Here is a 16,179-nt window from a genome sequence, read left to right as displayed (position 1 = left end):
TCACTCCCCTACTTGCGGCAGCTCGTCCGCGGCGATCTCGCACGGCGTCTGCTCCGTGGGTAGCGCCTCCTGGACGGCGGGCGGGACCGGTGGAGCGGGATCCGGCGGTGGTGGAACGGGCGTCGCGGCGGGCTCCGGCGTCGGCTTGGCTTCGGTCTCGGTCTCGTCGGGTGCGGCCGCGTCCGGCGCATCCGCCTCTTCGTCGGGTGCGGATTCGTCCGCGGCGTCCGCAGGTTCGGTCTTGGCCTCCTGGTCGGCGTTATCGCCCTGCCCGTCGGTCTCTTTGGGCGGGTCGAGCCCCTGAGGGTCGGCTGGCGCGTCCCCCGACGATCCGATCAGTCCGCCGATCAGGTCGGCGAGTTGCTGCCCGAAGCCGGATGCTCCGGTCCCGAGCGAGGGCATGCCGCCGGCCATCTCACCGAGCGACGGCATCGATGACGCGGGTGCTGCGGCTGGTGCGGCTGGTGCGGCCGCGGCGGGCAGTGGATCGGCGAGCGGTGCCTGCGCGGGTGCCGCCGCTGGCGCTGCGGCCGGCGGATCGAAGGCGGGCGGGGGCGACGAGATCACCGCGGCGGCAGGCACCGTCGCGGCAGGCACCGCCGCAACGGACGCGGGCGAGCCGTCCGGCCCGTCCCACCTCGGCCCGAGCTCACCAGGCACGTCGAAGGTCGATACTGCGCCGGAGTCAAGGCGCGCGCTCGCCGCGTCGTAGGCCGCCGTGGCCGACGCAGTCGCCCGGCGCATCGCCGCCAACCAATCCGAGCGGACGTCGTTGTCCACGAACGGCTTGATCTGCTGGTCGACGAGCTCGCTGGCGGCCACGCGGTCACCTGCACCCGCTGTCACGGTCTGGGCCGCGGCCAGCCACTCGGCGCGTTGCGGCAGCCTACGGCCGTCGATGTCCAGCACGGCCCCGACCTTCTCGTCGACGGAGCGCCACAGCTCGTCACGCAACGTTGTCATCGCGTCGGCGGCGCGGCGAAGACCGTCTCGCACGCCCGCGGCCGATTGTCCATGCCGCCAAAGGAATTCGCTCGCCGCCCCCGCACCACCGCCCGACCAGGCGCCGGCCAACTTGGCGGCCAGCTCCCCGTGGCGGCGCACCGCATCGTCGGCCGCGGCAGCCGCTGCCGCCAGCGCATCGCAGTCGGCGTCCAGTGCCCCTAGATCGAGGCCATCGTCGTGGACGTACCAATCGCGTACCTGCGCGGGGTGCACCGTCAGATCCGGATCCTGATAGCCGAGTTGCCTGCACGCCCACACGTAGGTCCCGATGCGCTCGACGGCCGGCTCTCCCGCGGCCAGCCGGGCTGCCACGTCGAATCCCTCGGGCACCGCTACCCCACCCGCCGGGCGCCACGCGCGTCGGCCTCGACGTATCGATCCGCGGAAGCCCTGAGCGCGGAGGCAATCTCGACGCTCGCCCTTGCCCAGAGCCGCATCCCGTCGCCAACGTGCTCGACCGAGTTCCGCAGCGCATCACCGCGCGCGGTGTATGCCCGCCCTGCGACGGCACCATCGAAGGACAGCCGGGTCAGGTGGACTCGGACGGCGGCGTCGACGGTGTCGGCAAGGGCGTCGTACCCGCGTGCCACGTCGAGCAGCGCCGCGACGTCGACGCGTGCGGCGTCACTTTCTCCCATGTCGGGTTAGGACGCGGCGCAGGCCCGTTCGGTTCCGCCGTCAGCGTTGTTCGCTGACCGACTCCGCCACCCGGGCCGCGAGTATCCGCGCGGTGTCCTCGTCGGCGGCTTCCACCATGACGCGGACCACCTGCTCGGTTCCCGACGGCCGCAACAGGATTCGGCCGGTGTCGCCGAGTTCGGCCTCGGCCTTGGCCACCGCGGTCCGCACCGACGGCGCGTCTGCGACGGTCGCCTTGTCGGCCACCGCGACGTTGATCAGCACTTGCGGAAGGGTCTGCATTGGCGCGGCCAGTTCAGCCAGCGACAGCCGGGTCTGCGCCATCCGCGACATCAGCCGCAGCCCCGTGGCGATGCCGTCGCCGGTGGTGCCCATCGCGGGCATTACGACGTGGCCGGATTGCTCACCGCCGAGCGAGTAGTCGCCCGCGCGCAGTTCCTCGAGGACGTAGCGGTCACCGACGGCGGTGGTGCGGACCTCGATCCCGGCGTTGCGCATGGCCAGGTGCAGGCCGAGGTTGCTCATCACCGTCGTCACCAGGGTGTTCGACGCGAGCTCACCGGCATCGCGCATGGCCAGCGCGAGCACCACCATGATGGCGTCGCCGTCGATCAGCCTGCCTGCGGCGTCGACGGCAAGGCAGCGGTCGGCGTCGCCGTCGTGGGCAAGCCCGAGGTCGGCTCCGTGGCTCAGCACCGCCCGCTGCAGCGGGCCCATGTGCGTCGAGCCGCACCCGTCGTTGATGTTGAGCCCGTTGGGTTCTGCGTTGATGGTGATGACGTTCGCGCCAGCGGCCCGGTAGGCCTGCGGCGCAGCCGTCGACGCAGCACCGTGTGCGCAATCGACGACGACGGTCAAGCCGTCGGCAGGGGTGGTGACGGCCTTGCCGATGTGACGCAGATAGCGGTCGAGGGCATCGCCTGCGTCGACCACCCGGCCGATGCCTGCGCCGATAGGACGGGCGCCGGACCCACTGCCGACGAGGTCCTCGATGCGGTCCTCGGTGGCGTCGTCGAGTTTGTGGCCGCCGGGGCCGAAGATCTTGATGCCGTTGTCGGGCATCGGGTTGTGCGAAGCCGAGATCATGACGCCGAACTCGGCGTCATAGGCGGCGGTCAGATGGGCGACCGCGGGTGTCGGCAGCACGCCGACCCTCATCGCGTCGACGCCCTCACTGGTCAACCCCGCGATGACGGCGGCTTCAAGCATCTCGCCGCTGGCCCGTGGATCGCGGCCGACGACGGCCAGCCTGCGGGAACCGCGGGACGTGCCCAGCCGGGCGGCGGCAGAGCCGAGGGCCAGGGCCAACTCGGCGGTCAGGTCGCGATTGGCGACGCCACGTACCCCGTCGGTGCCGAACAGCCGACCCATGCCCCTCCTAAAACCAGCACAAGCGTGCGCGTCTTAAACAAGACGCGCACGCTCGTGGCCAGACAGCGATGTGCAGATCAGCGCTTCGAGTACTGAGGAGCCTTACGGGCCTTCTTCAGACCGTACTTCTTGCGCTCGATGGCACGCGGGTCACGCGTGAGGAAGCCGGCCTTCTTCAGCGGCGGCCGATCCTCGGGCTGCACGATGATCAGCGCACGGGCGATGGCCAGACGCAGCGCGCCTGCCTGGCCGGACGGGCCACCACCATCGAGGTGGGCGAAGATGTCGACCGTATCGAGCCGGTCGACGAGCACCAGCGGAGCCTTGATCAGCTGCTGGTGCACCTTGTTCGGGAAGTACTGCTCGAGCGAGCGGCCGTCCAGGGTGAACTTGCCGGTGCCGGGAGTCAGGCGCACCCGCACCACGGCCTCCTTGCGGCGGCCGACGGTCTGGATGGGCCGCTCGATCACGATGGGCTCGCGAGGAGCGGACTCCACGACGGCCTCGGTCTCGGGGGCTGCGGTCTCGACGGCCGCGGTCTCCACGGCCGGGGTCTCGACGGCCGGGGTCTCGACGGCTTCCACCTCGGGGGCCTCGGGGGCTTCGGTCTCGACGACCTCGGTCTCCCCCGTCGCTACGCTCGCCCCATTGGTCACGTCGGTCGGTTCGGTCGCGTCGTTGGGTTCGGTCGTGTCGTTGGGTTCGGTCATTGCGCCACCTGCTTGATCTCGTACGGAACGGGCTGCTGCGCGGAATGCGGATGATCCGGTCCGACATAGACCTTCAGCTTCTTCTGGACCTGCCGGCTCAGCTTGTTGTGCGGCAGCATGCCGACGATCGCAGTCTCGACGACACGGTCCGCGTGCTTCTCCAGCTCGTCACCGAGCGAGCGCGCCCGGAGGCCACCGGGGAAACCCGAGTGGCGGTAAGCCATCTTGTTCTTGAGCTTGTCGCCGCTGACGGCGATCTTCTCGGCGTTGATGACGATGACGAAATCGCCACCATCGACATTGGGCGTGAACGTCGGCTTGTGCTTGCCGCGCAGCAGCTTGGCTGCTTCGACGGCGAGCCGGCCGAGCACGACGTCCGTGGCGTCGATGACGTACCACGAATGCGTGGTGTCACCTGCCTTCGGCGTGTACGTGGGCACAGCGCTTACCTCTTCATCTCTCGGGTTTGTCCCGGTGTGACCCGGGTGCCGGTCTGGCGTTGTGTGGCTGGGACGGATCTCGGCGACCGACGTTGACCCGAGGTCCCTGGCGTGCCACACGCCAACGAGGCAGCTTACCGGGGGTGTCCTCGCAGGTCAAAACGCCTTCGTTGGGGACTAGCCGGTCAGGTTGAGGACGAAGTTCGCGTCGGCCTGGTTCAGCACATCTGGGGGCACCTGCACGGTTCCGGTGCCGCGGGCGTTCTGGTAGATGCCGTTGCCACCAACGATGGAGAGCGGAACCGTGTCACCGCGCACGAACAGGGCGGCGGTGTCGACCACGCCCTGGATGACGATCTGGCCGCCGCCGAGGTTGAACGTGCCGTTGCACGTCGTCTGGCCGGCCTTGTCGTTGCCGGTGAGCGTGGTGCAACTGCCGCCGGTCGTTCCCAGGAACATGCCACCGGGACGGTCGAACACATCGCCGGCGAAGATGAATTGGTCACCCGGGCCCGGTCCAGGCTTGCCGAGGTCGGCCTGGTGTTGCACGGTGTCGTGCTCGAAGAGCGTCAGAGTCGTATCGGCGGTCGCGGTGGGTGCCAGCGCCAGGCCGCCAAGGATTGCCACAATTGCCATCCATGACAGTTTTACGTACTTGTTCATGTTTTCCCCTAATACTGCGTATTAGCTGGAAGTTACGCCTCACGAATGCCTGATGGGACCGAACACCGGATTCCGCGCTGGTCATGAACGAGATCCCAGTTCGCGACGCGGTCAGGAGGCGTCGAGTTGCCGGGGCCTGCCTCAGTCGACGCGTAGGACCCAACCCTTGAAATACACCGTTCGGTCTACTAGCGTCACTACCCGAGTAGACCGAACGGTATAGGGGAGGGTCCATGAAGACCAGCGCAGAGCAGAAGGCGTTGCGGAAGTTCCGGTTCGAGCGCGTCGTCGGCAGATACTTCGCCAACCCGGCAGTGCGGACCCTGAGCAAGCTCGGGATCCGCACCACCCTTGCCACCGAGCTCGAAACCGTCGGGCGCAAGACCGGCGCGCTACGCACCGTCCCCGTGACGGCCCGCTTCGACGACACCGGCGCCTGGCTGATCTGCCAGCACGGCACCCGGTCGGGGTGGGGGCAGAACATCACCGCCAACCCGACCGTGCGCCTCCGTCACGGCAGGCGATGGCGAATCGGCACTGCCGCATTCGTTCCCGACGACGACGTCGCGGCCCGCGGACGGACGTTCGGCGAAGGACCCGTCATGACGGCACTGAGCTCCGCGACCTTCCGCGCGCTTCAGAGCTCACCGATCTCGGTTCGGATCACCTTCACCGATTGACCCATGGCTTCGGCGCCCTACCGCGACGAGCGTCGCCCGGTCAGTTGGTTCGATAGTCGATGACGATCCGGCCGTCGATCTGTCCCCGCTCCATCTTGGCGAACACGTCGTTGACGTCGTCGAGGCCCGCGCTCGTCACGGTCGGGTGGATCAGTCCGCGGGCATAGAAGTCCAGCGCCTCGACCATGTCCTGGCGGGTGCCGACGATCGAGCCTCGGATCGTCAGACCCTTGAGCACGATGTCGAAGATCGGCGCAGGGAAGTCGCCGGGAGGCAGCCCGTTGAAGACGATGGTGCCGCCACGTCGGGTGAGGCCGATGGCCTGCCCGAACGCCTGCGGATGCACCGCGGTGACCAGCACACCGTGCACGCCGCCGGTGGCCTTCTGCACCTCGGCGACGACGTCGCTAGTGGATGCGTTGACGACCACTTCGGCGCCGAGTTGGGTCGCGAGCGCGAGCTTGGAGTCGTCGATGTCGACGGCGACCACCCGCAGACCCATCGCCCGCGCGTACTGCACGGCGATGTGCCCGAGCCCGCCGATGCCTGAGATGGCCACCCACTGGCCGGGCCGGGTGTCAGTCACCTTGAGGCCCTTGTAGACGGTGACGCCCGCGCACAGGATGGGCGCTATCTCCAGGGGGTCGACGCCGTCCGGGATCCGTGCGGCGTACGCGGAGTTGACGAGCATGTAGGTGCCGAAGCTGCCGTTGACGCTGTAGCCGGCGTTCTGCTGGCTCTCGCACAACGTCTCCCAGCCGGTGCGGCAGTATTCGCAGCTGCCGCAAGCCGACCACAGCCAAGCGTTGCCGACCTTGTCGCCGACCTTGAGATCGTTCACCCCTTCGCCGAGTGCCACGACTGTGCCGTAGCCCTCGTGACCCGGGATGAACGGCGGCTGAGGCTTCACCGGCCAGTCGCCATGGGCGGCATGGAGATCGGTGTGGCAGACGCCAGAGGTCTCCAGCTTCACCAGCGCCTCCCCGTAACCGGGGGCGGGCAGATCGACGTCGGAGATCCGCAAGGGGGCGCCGAATTCGGAGACCACCGCGGCACGCATGGTTTCGGTAGCGACATCTGGGCGTGCGGGTATGTCGATGGTCTGCGTCATTATAAGTTGTTCCAATCTTGAAAGTAATTCAGGGCAAATGGATTTGGTGGTTCAGAAGTCCTAGCTCAGAAGAAGCCCTGCGCCTTGTTGCTGTAGGACACCAGCAGGTTCTTGGTCTGCTGGTAGTGGTCGAGCATCATCTTGTGGTTCTCTCGGCCGATGCCGGACTGCTTGTATCCGCCGAACGCGGCGTGCGCGGGGTAGGCGTGGTAGCAGTTGGTCCACACCCGACCAGCCTTGATGTCGCGGCCTGCCCGGTAGGCGGTATTGCCGTCGCGGCTCCACACGCCCGCGCCCAGCCCGTAGAGGGTGTCGTTGGCGATCGACATGGCGTCGTCGTAGTCCTTGAAGGACGTCACCGCCACCACCGGTCCAAAGATCTCCTCCTGGAAGACCCGCATCTTGTTGTGGCCGGTGAAGATCGTCGGCGCGACGTAGTAGCCGCCGTTGAGATCGCCACCGAGTTCTGCCCGTTCGCCACCCGTAACCAGCTGGGCGCCTTCGGATTTGCCGATTTCGATGTAGGAAAGGATCTTCTCGAGCTGATCGTTGGACGCCTGGGCGCCGATCATCGTCTCGGTGTTCAGCGGGTCGCCCTGCCGGACGGCCTTGGTGCGGATGGCGGCCAGCTCGAGGAACTCGTCGTAGATGTCGGCCTGGATCAGCGACCGAGACGGACACGTGCAGACCTCGCCCTGGTTGAGGGCGAACATCGTGAAGCCCTCCAGCGCCTTGTCCTGATAGTCGTCAACTGCGGCGAGCACGTCGGAGAAGAAGATGTTGGGGCTCTTGCCGCCCAACTCCAGCGTCACCGGAATCAGGTTCTGCGACGCGTACTGCATGATCAGCCGACCCGTGGTGGTCTCGCCGGTGAAGGCGATCTTGGCGATCCGGTTGCTCGACGCCAACGGCTTGCCCGCCTCGACGCCGAACCCGTTGACGACGTTCACCACGCCTGCGGGCAGCAGGTCGCCGATCACGGAGAACAGGTACAGGATCGATGCCGGGGTCTGCTCGGCCGGCTTGAGCACCACACAGTTGCCCGCGGCCAGTGCCGGGGCCAGTTTCCAGGTGGCCATCAGGATCGGGAAGTTCCACGGGATGATCTGTCCCACAACGCCCAACGGCTCGTGGAAGTGGTAGGCGACGGTGTCGTCGTCGATCTGGCTGAGCGACCCCTCCTGCGCCCGGATGGCGCCTGCGAAGTAGCGGAAGTGGTCGACCGCCAACGGGATGTCGGCGTTCAGCGTTTCGCGGATCGGCTTGCCGTTGTCCCACGACTCGGCGAGCGCGATGGACTCGAGGTTCTCCTCGATGCGGTCGGCGATCTTGTTGAGGATCACCGCGCGTTCGGCCGGTGACGTCTTACCCCATGCCGGCGCGGCAGCGTGTGCGGCGTCGAGGGCCTTGTCGATGTCGGCTGCGGTCGAACGGGCCACCTCGCAGAACGGCTGGCCCGTCACTGGGGTCGGGTTCTCGAAGTACTCCCCACCGACCGGCGGCACCCACTCGCCACCGATGAAGTTGTCGTAGCGCGGTTGGAAGGACATCAAAGATCCCTCGGCGCCCGGTCGTGCGTAAACAGTCATGGCGTTCTCTCCTGCCTTCAGACGGCGAAGGTGTGTCCGTCGTCACTAAAACTAGGCGGGAGGGGGTTGCAGCGCGGTTGCAATCGGCCGACTTCAGGAGAATTCGGCGTCTAGTCCGGCCAGGTGGCCGTGGGCATGGGCGCGGGCGACGGCGTCGGCCGAAGCGTGATCGTGCAGCGCCTTCCAGCCGTCGCGATCGTCGCGACCCTCGGGCAGTTCGAGCCAACGCCGCAGCAGCGCGAGGCTTCCGGTCGAGAGCACCGCGGCGCGCAGGCCGGTGGTCAGCTCGGTGCGCAGCCGGGCGATCGCCGGTGACACCGACTGCGGTAGCAGTGCGCCCGTGTATCGGCTCATCGCCGAGTCGACGTCGCCACGCTGCAACGCGTCGAACACTTCGTCCACGTCGCTGTCGATCGGGGCCAGCAGTCGGTACGGCCGCGACGCCAGGTACTCGGCGCCGATCACCCGGCGCAGTCGGGACATCTCGACGCGGATGGTCACCGCGTCGAGGTCGTGGTCGTCGAGCAGCATCGCCAGGTGATCGGCGCTCAGTCCCTCGGGATGGCGGCTCAGCAGCACGAGGATGTCGGCGTGGCGTCCGGTCAGCGTGCCAGCCCGCAGTTGGCCGTCGCCGTCGGTGATCACCCAGCGGGGCCGCGGGGTGCCGAGCACCGACAACCGAACGGCGGCGATGCCGGGCTGCCTGGCGTTGGCGTTGGTGTTGGCGTTGGTCAGCCGCAGCAGAGCCAGGTGGTTCTCCACGGCGACCGCGGTCGCCCGCACCAACGCAAGCGTCTGCGGGGTGGCGACCTCGGCTCCACCAGTCAGATCGATGGCCCCGAGCAGGGCTCCGGTGACGGGGTCGTGCACGGGTACCGCCGTACAACTCCACGGCTGCACGATCCTGGTGAAGTGTTCCGAGCCGACGATCTGCAGTTCGCGGTCCAGCGCCAGGGCGGTACCCGGGGCGTTGGTGCCCGCGCTGCGCTCACTCCAGTCGGCGCCAGGCACGAAGTTCATCGCCTCGGCCTTCTGACACGCCGCCCGATCACCTTCCACCCAGAGCAGGGTGCCGTCGACGGCGGTCACGGCCACCACGACACCGGCGTCGGAGGCGTCCTCGACCAGGAGTCGGCGGATGACGGGCAGGGCCGAGGCGAGCGGATGGGTGGCGCGGAGCTGCTCCAGGGTCAGCGGCGCGGAAGTGCCCTTGACGCCGCCAAGATTCGGATCGACTCCCGTCGCGAGGCTACGTTCCCAACTTTCGGCGACCACCCGCCGAAGCGGCGACGAGTCCAGATAGCTCGCGTCGACCTCACCGGCGACGAATAGTTCGTGGACCGCGCGCACGGACGATGCGGACGGCAGGGCACTGGCCTTGCCGCCCGAGGTATTCGAGTTACCCATCGGCGATCACGCTCCTCGCCCGCGGCCGATTCCCGCTGGCCACGGCGCGTTACCCCCGACCCTAGTCCTATCCGAGGGTGCGATGGGGCAAAGCATCGTGGAGTTGCCGTGCGAGATCGACCAGATCCGAGGCCACGACGGCTGGTTGGAGTGTGCCTGGCGCGGGCAGCGGCGCATTGCCCGAACGACGGATCAGGGCCCCGCTGAACCCGGCCGCCTGCGCACCGATGGTGTCCCAGGTGTGTGCAGCCACCATCATGCAGTCCGACGGCTGCACCCCCAATTGCTTTGCCACATCGAAGAAGTGGTCGAGTCCGGCGCGCTGAAGGGGTGCCTCGCCCCCTGGGCTCGGTGGCGAGTTGGTCAGCGTGACCAGCCGGTAGCCCTTGTCGCGGAGTTGGCCAAGACCGCTGGCGACGTCCTCGTGGGCCGGCATGGTGCCGAATCCGGCTCGCACCGCGTGCAGATCGTCATCGGTGATCTCCACCCCGTGGATGTCGCCAAGCATCCGCAGCACTGCCTCACCGAGTGTGAAGAAGTCGGTGTAGACGTCGGACAGGGTGAGCGTCATCGAGTAGGTCACCAGCCTGTCCGAACCACTCCCAAACCATCCCCCCGTCGCTCCGCTCGCCCCGACGCACCCGCGGGTCACCGAAGATCTTCGCGAACACCGGCTCCAGAGCGGTGATGTCGAGCAGCGTTTCGTTGACGTCGAACACCAGCACGGTGGACGTCATGCCGAGATGCGTCGCTTAAGGAAGTCGCGGATCAGGTCCGCGACCTGACCGCCCGCGGATTCCAGAAGGAAGTGACCGCCGTCGAGAAGGTGAACCTCGGCCTCCACTGCGTCTCGCGCGAAGGCACGGGCACCGTCGGGCCCGAAGATGGGATCGCCCTTGCCCCACACCGCAAGTACCGGCACCCCGCTGGAGCGCAAGTAGTCGTGCAACGCGGGGTACGCAGGTGCGTTGGTGGCGTAGTCGACGAACAGGCGCAGTTGGACCTCGTCGTTTCCTGGGCGGTTGACCAGGGCGGCGTCGTGGGTCCAGGTGTCGGGGCTGAGCAGGGTCTCGTCGGCGACACCAGTGACGTACTGCCACTTGATCGAGTCGATGTCCAGGGCGGTGCGAATGGCGGCTTCGGTGTCCGGGGTTTGTTCGCGCTGGTAGTCCCACACGGTCTTCCAGAAGGAGGCGATGAAACCGTCGTCGTAGCCGTTGCCGCTCTGGGTCACGATCGCGGTGATCGCTTGCGGGTTCCGCGATGCCAGCCGCCAGCCGATGGGTGCGCCGTAGTCCTGGACGTAGATGGCGTACCGGTCCACCCCGAGTTGGGCGAGCAGGTGCTCGGTCAGGTCTGCCAGAGCATCGAAGGTGTAGTCGAAGTCGGCCGTGGCGGGGGCGTCGGAGAAGCCGAAGCCGAGATGGTCCGGCGCAATCACGTGGTAGTCATCGGCCAGCTGCGGAATCAGGTTGCGAAACATGAACGAGCTCGTCGGAAAGCCGTGCAGGAGCACCAACGTGGGGGCGTCGGTGGGACCGGCCTCCTGGTAGAACAAGCGCTGTCCGTCGACGGTGGCGAACCGGTGGTGAATCTGAGGCGTCATGTCTAACCCTTATGTCGTCGTTAACTGGTTAGTGTCGATCTAACACTTCGTCATGTAACCTGTCAATAGCGATTTGGAGGTTATATGGACGTGGTTGCGGCGGATGCTGCCGACGAGGTACTCCTGCTCGACCTGCTGAACACCACCCCGGTTGTCGACGGCCAGTCGCGCGACAACCTCGAGAATCCGACGGCCGCGAAAACCTGGATGCGCGCGCACGGCATCACGCCCAACCGGGCGGAATTGACGGCGCTCCTCGACGCGCGGTCGCTCTTGCAGGCAGTCGTACGCGGAGAGCGCAGCCCTGCCGGTCTGCGGACCTACCTCGACGCGGTCACCCTCAAGCCCGTCGCCACCGCACGAGGTGTCGACTGGCGGGTCACGACGACCGGTGCAGGGGCTGGCGCCGTGCGCGCCGTGCTGGCGTGGGACGCGCTGCGCATCACCAGCCCGGGCCGGCTGCGCGCGTGCGCGAACACCGAGTGCCAGCTGTTCCTGATCGACCGCAGCAAGCCCAACACCGCGCGCTGGTGCTCGATGGCAGGCTGCGGCAACCGCATGAAGGCACGCAGGCACTATCAGCGCGGCCGCTCGACGCCGAGCTCCGACCCGACCGATTGAGCGGCCGCCAAAACGGCTCGCACACAATCCTTTCGGACAGAATTTCGCCACGATCTAACTGCTAAATAGATGTTGACAGGTTATCCGTGATCCGCTCGACTCGGACACGTCACTAACCGTATAACGCAAGATAAGACCGCCTTGGTGATTGGGCGCGGCAGCGGAATCGCCCGCGCCGTGACCCTGCTGTCCCTCTCCGAGGGAGCGCGAGTCATCGTGGCGGGCCGTGACCGCGCCACGCTCGCGGCGGCGTACGACGAACCCGACGTCACCGCCGAGACCGTCGACATCACCGATGACGAGTCGATTGCCGCACTGGCCGAACGCGTCGGGCCCATCGACCACATCGTGTCCACTGCCTCGGCAAGGGCTCGCGGCACGCTCGCCGATCTGGACCGCGCCAGCCTGCAGCTGTCGTTCGACACCAAGGTGATCGGGCCGACGATGCTGGCGAAACACTTCGCCTCACAAATCAATCCGGGTGGTTCGTTCGTGCTGTTCTCCGGTGTGCACGCATTCAAGGCCAAGGTCGGCTATCTCGGCGTGGCGATCACCAACGGCGTGGCCGAGGCAGTGCTGTTCGCGATGACCAACGCGTTTCTCACCGGTATGACACTGAAGATCGACGGCGGCGAACCGCTGACCTGACTCGCGTCACGGCGAAGATCCGTAGTGATCGTCGACGTGCTCGGCGAGTCGTTGTGCGATCGCAGCAAGCGTGGAGTGCGCGGGGATCACCGGCAGCGTCACATGCTGGCGGTCGGGCTCCACGCGCATCGCCCCGGTGGTGAAACAAACACGGTCAGCGTCGCGGCCCTTCTTCTTGAACCGTGGGAAACCGACAGGTTTGCCGGCCTTGTTGCCCGCCCTGGAGGTCTGCCAGTTCCAGTACCCGTTCACTGCGCCGGCGATCCCGTCCGCATAAGCCTCTTTGGAATACTCACTCCACCATGGCGAACCCGTATCGACATCGACACACACGCCGTCCTTGACCGTGTTCCAGCGTTTGCGCAGCACCTGAAGTGATGGCTTCTTCGTGTCAACCCCGGTCGCATGCCACGCCTCGATATCGGCTTTCAACGTCGCAACAGTCCAGTTGTATGCCTTGCGGCGGGCACCGAAATGCCGCGCCAACGCACGGAAACCACCTACACGCGGTCACCCGCGCAACACCAATGCGCCCAGCCCACCCCGCCAGATTCATACTTCTGTTCCTACAACACACCACCGACAACTACCGACCACACAAACCGCAACAGCTGACAACCCCTCACGTCTGGCCGTCGGAGACGGCGGCCTCGCGGCAGGGTTGAACGAGGCGTTCACCGGCGTCGCGGAGCTGGACAACGTCGTCGTCTTCATCGACGAAGTGGAGGAGGTCGCATCCCGGCGCGGCCCGCACTCCCCTGCGGCCACCGCCGTGGTCAACGAACTGCTCAAGTGCCTCGTGCAGTTCCGCGATCGCGCAGGGCGGCTGCTCATCTGTGCGACCAACTCGGTGGGTGATCTCGATGCGGCCTTCCTGCGGCACGGCCGATTCGACTACGTGATGCCCATCGGCCCGCCGGATGAGCAAGCGCGTGATGCACTGTGGCGTCGCCTCATCACCGACAGCGATATCGACATGCCTGCCTTGATCGCAGCCACCCGCGGCTACACGCCTGCCGACATCACCCACGCCGCGCGCGCCGTCGCACAGGCCAGCTTCGAGCGCACCGTCGACAGCGGCGTGCGATCCCATGCTGGTACGCAGGACTACCTGCGCATCATCGACGCGACCCGACCAACCTTGACCGCCGATCAGGTATCGCAGTTCGACGCCGACATCGATACCTACGCGCGCGTCTGAAGGCATAATCTGCGTTTTCACGCGGGCGAAACATTCTGCATGCACTCTGTGCGCATGAGCAGCAGTATCGATTGCCAAGCCGTTGCCGAGAACGACGCCAATCCGGCTCTGGTTGCGGCATTTTGGCGTTACGAGTCAGCGCTGATGTCCAATGACGTAGCGGCACTCGATGACTTGTTCCTGAATTCCGAGCAGACCATACGTGCCGACCACGTCGCGGTGCTGCTAGGACACGATGCCATCGCGCGATTCCGGGCGTCCCGTACCACAGGGGCACCGGCCCGAACCATCGTGGGCGTTCACGTTCGCAAGCTGTCGGACGACACCTCGCTGGTCCTCGCCGAGACCTGCCGCCCGGATGGCGCCTTCGGCCTGCAGACGCAGGTCTGGACGAACACCGAAGACGGGTGGAAGGTCGCCTACGCGCACGTGAGTGCCGGCGCGCCACGCGACGCGACGATCTGGCGGAAAGTCGGCGCGCCACTCGTCGCCGCAACGGCTGCGGGCACGCTCAGTGGGATGTCGGTCGCCGTGAAGGACCTGTTCGCAATCGCCGGAGAGTCGATCGGCGGAGGCGTGCCCCAGTATCTCGAGCAGGCGCCGATCGAGACGGCCAACGCTCACGCAGTCGCGGCCCTCATCGGTCAGGGCGCGACCGTCATCGGCCTCGCACAGACCGACGAACTCGCCTACAGCCTCGGCGGAACCAATCCGCACTACGGCACGCCACCCAACCCGGCCGCACGCGACCGGATCCCCGGAGGCTCGACCAGCGGTCCGTCGGTGGCCGTCTCGTTTGGTGAGGTGGATCTGGGGCTAGGCACCGACACCGCAGGCTCGGTCCGCGTCCCAGCCTCTTACCAGGGTATCTATGGGCTTCGCCCCACCCACGGCGTCATCGACTGCACCGGCGTCCTGCCGTTGGCGCCGTCCTTCGACACCGTCGGCCTCCTGGCCCGCGACGTCGACACCCTCACCCGCGCCGCCGACGTCCTGCTGCCAAGCCAACCGATCGACGACATCGACACGCTGATCGTCGACCCTACGCTCCTCGGCTTCGCCGAACCCGAAGTTGCGCAATCGTTCTGGTCGGCCGTCGAAGCCCTGCGCGGTCACATCGCAGTGGAGTACCGCGATGTGATCTGCGGTCGGATCGAGGGGTGGTTCAACGCCTTCCGCACGCTGCAGGCATACGAAGCCTGGCAGGTTCACGGCGAATTCCTGACCCGCCATCCCGACGCTCTCGGGGCGGACGTCGACGGTCGCTTCACCACCGCGTCCAAGGTCACCGCGCACGACGCCGAGACGTCAAGGACGGTACTCGCTGCCGCGCGGGAAGCGATCGACTCCGCACTGCCGCCCACGACGGCGCTTCTCCTGCCAAGCGCCTCCGGCCCCGCGCCGCTGCGTTCGGCCGGATCGGCGGAGCGCGCCCGCACCGCCACCTTGCACCTCACGTGCCTGGCGAGTTTGTCAGGGCGGCCGGCGATCTCGGCACCACTCTTGCATGCCGAGGGTGCTCCCGTGGGGCTGTGCGCCGTTGGGTCACCGGCGGGCGATCGATCGTTGTTGCGATTTGCCTTGGACCACTTCACTTCTCGCTGAGAGCGCGGCTCCAAGGCAGGTTCCGTCGCACCTCGAGTGTTACGAGCAGATTGCTGGACGTCAAGAACGTGTTGCCAAGCGTTCCTCGGCTTGCACGGTGGCTTGGGCGCTCTTACGGTCGGTTCGTCCGATTGTCGGACCAAGATACCGATGGAGCTTCAGTGCCAGACGCACCGCTAGCGGGATTCGTCCGCCGTTCCACCGCGGTGGGCGTCGAGATCGTCGCCCACTTCGAGCGACTCATCTCGACCGGCGAACTCGCCCCTGGTACCCGTCTGCCACCCGAGCGGGAACTTGCCGCCTCGTTCAACGTATCTCGCACTTCGCTTCGCGACGCGATGGCCGAACTGCAGGTCAAGAACATGGTGGTCCGCCGCCCGGGGCGTGGCACCGTCGTGACCGAACCACCGGCAAGGGCCAACGATCTGTACGAGCGCATTTCGGAAGCCGAACGAACCCTGCGCGACGTTGCCGAGTTGCGGGAGACGATCGAGCCACGATTCGCCGAGCTCGCAGGCCGACGGATCACCAATTCGACACTGATGGCGCTCGAATCGGTCCTCGAACGTACCAAACAGCCTATGTCCCAGGAGGAATCGATCGAGCAGGACATCGCGTTTCACATGCTCATCGCGCAGGCATCCCAGAACCGCCTGCTCGTGGCACTCGGGGCGCTGGCCAACGAGTGGACGGCTTCGACCCGTGCACTCTCACATGCCGATGTGCCAGCTCGAAGTTTGTCCCACGACGGACATCACCGCGTGTACCTGTGCTTGCGCGACCGAGATCCGGAAGCCGCGAGACTGGCTATGTTGCAACACCTTTCCGAAGTCGCCGACCTTACCCGCTCCCGCCACCCGTCGTTCTGATCAATGACGATCAT

The 16,179-nt window shown here is 66.8% G+C and carries 16 protein-coding genes and 2 pseudogenes; 6 read left to right on the top strand and 12 right to left on the bottom strand.

All coding sequences use genetic code 11. The features are described 5' to 3' along the window. The 6 genes from HNP02_RS21960 to HNP02_RS21935 all read right to left on the bottom strand — a co-directional run bounded on the left by HNP02_RS21960 (position 1) and on the right by HNP02_RS21935 (position 4,801). Positions 1-1,335: a hypothetical protein gene (locus HNP02_RS21960; protein WP_184442465.1), complete on the bottom strand. Its 1,335-nt coding sequence runs from the start codon at positions 1,333-1,335 to the stop codon at positions 1-3. Positions 1,336-1,337: 2 nt separating this feature from the next. Further along, positions 1,338-1,643: a type VII secretion target gene (locus HNP02_RS21955; protein WP_184442462.1), complete on the bottom strand. Its 306-nt coding sequence runs from the start codon at positions 1,641-1,643 to the stop codon at positions 1,338-1,340. A 40-nt stretch (positions 1,644-1,683) separates the two neighbouring features. Next, positions 1,684-3,015 (bottom strand): phosphoglucosamine mutase, encoded by a 1,332-nt coding sequence (gene glmM, locus HNP02_RS21950; RefSeq protein WP_184442454.1) that lies wholly within the window; start codon positions 3,013-3,015, stop codon positions 1,684-1,686. 77 nt (positions 3,016-3,092) lie between these two features. Further along, positions 3,093-3,560, bottom strand: a complete 468-nt coding sequence (gene rpsI / locus HNP02_RS21945) for a 30S ribosomal protein S9 (RefSeq protein ID WP_184442598.1) — start codon at positions 3,558-3,560, stop codon at positions 3,093-3,095. Between the two features lie 161 nt (positions 3,561-3,721). Then, positions 3,722-4,165, bottom strand: coding sequence for a 50S ribosomal protein L13 (gene rplM / locus HNP02_RS21940; protein ID WP_184442452.1), 444 nt, complete (start codon positions 4,163-4,165; stop codon positions 3,722-3,724). 177 nt (positions 4,166-4,342) lie between these two features. Then, positions 4,343-4,801, bottom strand: coding sequence for a hypothetical protein (locus tag HNP02_RS21935; RefSeq protein ID WP_255506773.1), 459 nt, complete (start codon positions 4,799-4,801; stop codon positions 4,343-4,345). 260 nt (positions 4,802-5,061) lie between these two features. Here HNP02_RS21935 and HNP02_RS21930 point away from each other — a divergent pair, with 260 nt between their 5' ends. Further along, positions 5,062-5,508, top strand: coding sequence for a nitroreductase family deazaflavin-dependent oxidoreductase (locus tag HNP02_RS21930; protein WP_184442442.1), 447 nt, complete (start codon positions 5,062-5,064; stop codon positions 5,506-5,508). Between the two features lie 40 nt (positions 5,509-5,548). Here HNP02_RS21930 and adhP read toward each other — a convergent pair whose 3' ends face one another. The 5 genes and pseudogenes from adhP to HNP02_RS21905 all read right to left on the bottom strand — a co-directional run bounded on the left by adhP (position 5,549) and on the right by HNP02_RS21905 (position 11,221). After that, complete coding sequence (gene adhP, locus HNP02_RS21925; RefSeq protein ID WP_255506772.1) at positions 5,549-6,619, bottom strand: alcohol dehydrogenase AdhP; 1,071 nt, start codon at positions 6,617-6,619, stop codon at positions 5,549-5,551. 65 nt (positions 6,620-6,684) lie between these two features. Then, positions 6,685-8,208: an aldehyde dehydrogenase gene (gene adh / locus HNP02_RS21920; RefSeq protein ID WP_184442434.1), complete on the bottom strand. Its 1,524-nt coding sequence runs from the start codon at positions 8,206-8,208 to the stop codon at positions 6,685-6,687. Positions 8,209-8,301: 93 nt separating this feature from the next. Further along, entirely contained in the window at positions 8,302-9,615 is a 1,314-nt protein-coding gene (locus HNP02_RS21915; protein ID WP_184442431.1) for a GAF domain-containing protein, read from the bottom strand. Between the two features lie 67 nt (positions 9,616-9,682). Further along, positions 9,683-10,352, bottom strand: a pseudogene (locus tag HNP02_RS21910) (HAD family hydrolase). Continuing rightward, positions 10,349-11,221 carry an alpha/beta fold hydrolase gene (locus HNP02_RS21905; protein WP_184442422.1) on the bottom strand — a complete coding sequence of 291 codons (873 nt, stop codon included), beginning with the start codon at positions 11,219-11,221 and terminating at the stop codon, positions 10,349-10,351. Before HNP02_RS21905 ends, HNP02_RS21910 begins: the two are co-directional and overlap by 4 nt. Before the next feature lie 84 nt (positions 11,222-11,305). Between HNP02_RS21905 and HNP02_RS21900 the strand changes: the two genes are divergently transcribed. Both HNP02_RS21900 and HNP02_RS21895 read left to right on the top strand, forming a co-directional pair. Continuing rightward, entirely contained in the window at positions 11,306-11,842 is a 537-nt protein-coding gene (locus HNP02_RS21900) for a CGNR zinc finger domain-containing protein (RefSeq protein ID WP_184442420.1), read from the top strand. A 144-nt stretch (positions 11,843-11,986) separates the two neighbouring features. After that, positions 11,987-12,490 carry an SDR family oxidoreductase gene (locus HNP02_RS21895; RefSeq protein ID WP_309241656.1) on the top strand — a complete coding sequence of 168 codons (504 nt, stop codon included), beginning with the start codon at positions 11,987-11,989 and terminating at the stop codon, positions 12,488-12,490. 84 nt (positions 12,491-12,574) lie between these two features. Here the strand turns inward: HNP02_RS21895 and HNP02_RS21890 are convergent. Next, positions 12,575-12,982 (bottom strand): annotated as a pseudogene (locus HNP02_RS21890) (IS607 family element RNA-guided endonuclease TnpB); the annotation flags it as partial. A gap of 169 nt (positions 12,983-13,151) precedes the next feature. On the opposite strand from HNP02_RS21890, the gene HNP02_RS21885 reads away from it, so the two are divergent. From HNP02_RS21885 to HNP02_RS21875, 3 genes are all read left to right on the top strand, one after another. Then, positions 13,152-13,691 carry an ATP-binding protein gene (locus HNP02_RS21885; protein ID WP_255506771.1) on the top strand — a complete coding sequence of 180 codons (540 nt, stop codon included), beginning with the start codon at positions 13,152-13,154 and terminating at the stop codon, positions 13,689-13,691. 54 nt (positions 13,692-13,745) lie between these two features. Further along, on the top strand, positions 13,746-15,296 hold the full coding sequence (locus HNP02_RS21880; RefSeq protein ID WP_184442416.1) for an AtzH-like domain-containing protein: 1,551 nt from the start codon (positions 13,746-13,748) through the stop codon (positions 15,294-15,296). A 161-nt stretch (positions 15,297-15,457) separates the two neighbouring features. Next, complete coding sequence (locus HNP02_RS21875; RefSeq protein WP_184442414.1) at positions 15,458-16,165, top strand: FadR/GntR family transcriptional regulator; 708 nt, start codon at positions 15,458-15,460, stop codon at positions 16,163-16,165. Positions 16,166-16,179 lie beyond the last annotated feature (14 nt).

It is taken from the genome of Mycobacterium sp. AZCC_0083, from assembly GCF_014202335.1.
Classification (GTDB): Bacteria; Actinomycetota; Actinomycetes; order Mycobacteriales; family Mycobacteriaceae; genus Mycobacterium.
The sequence above is the reverse complement of the archived record's forward strand: the minus strand, read 5'-3'. Positions and strand labels throughout refer to the sequence as shown.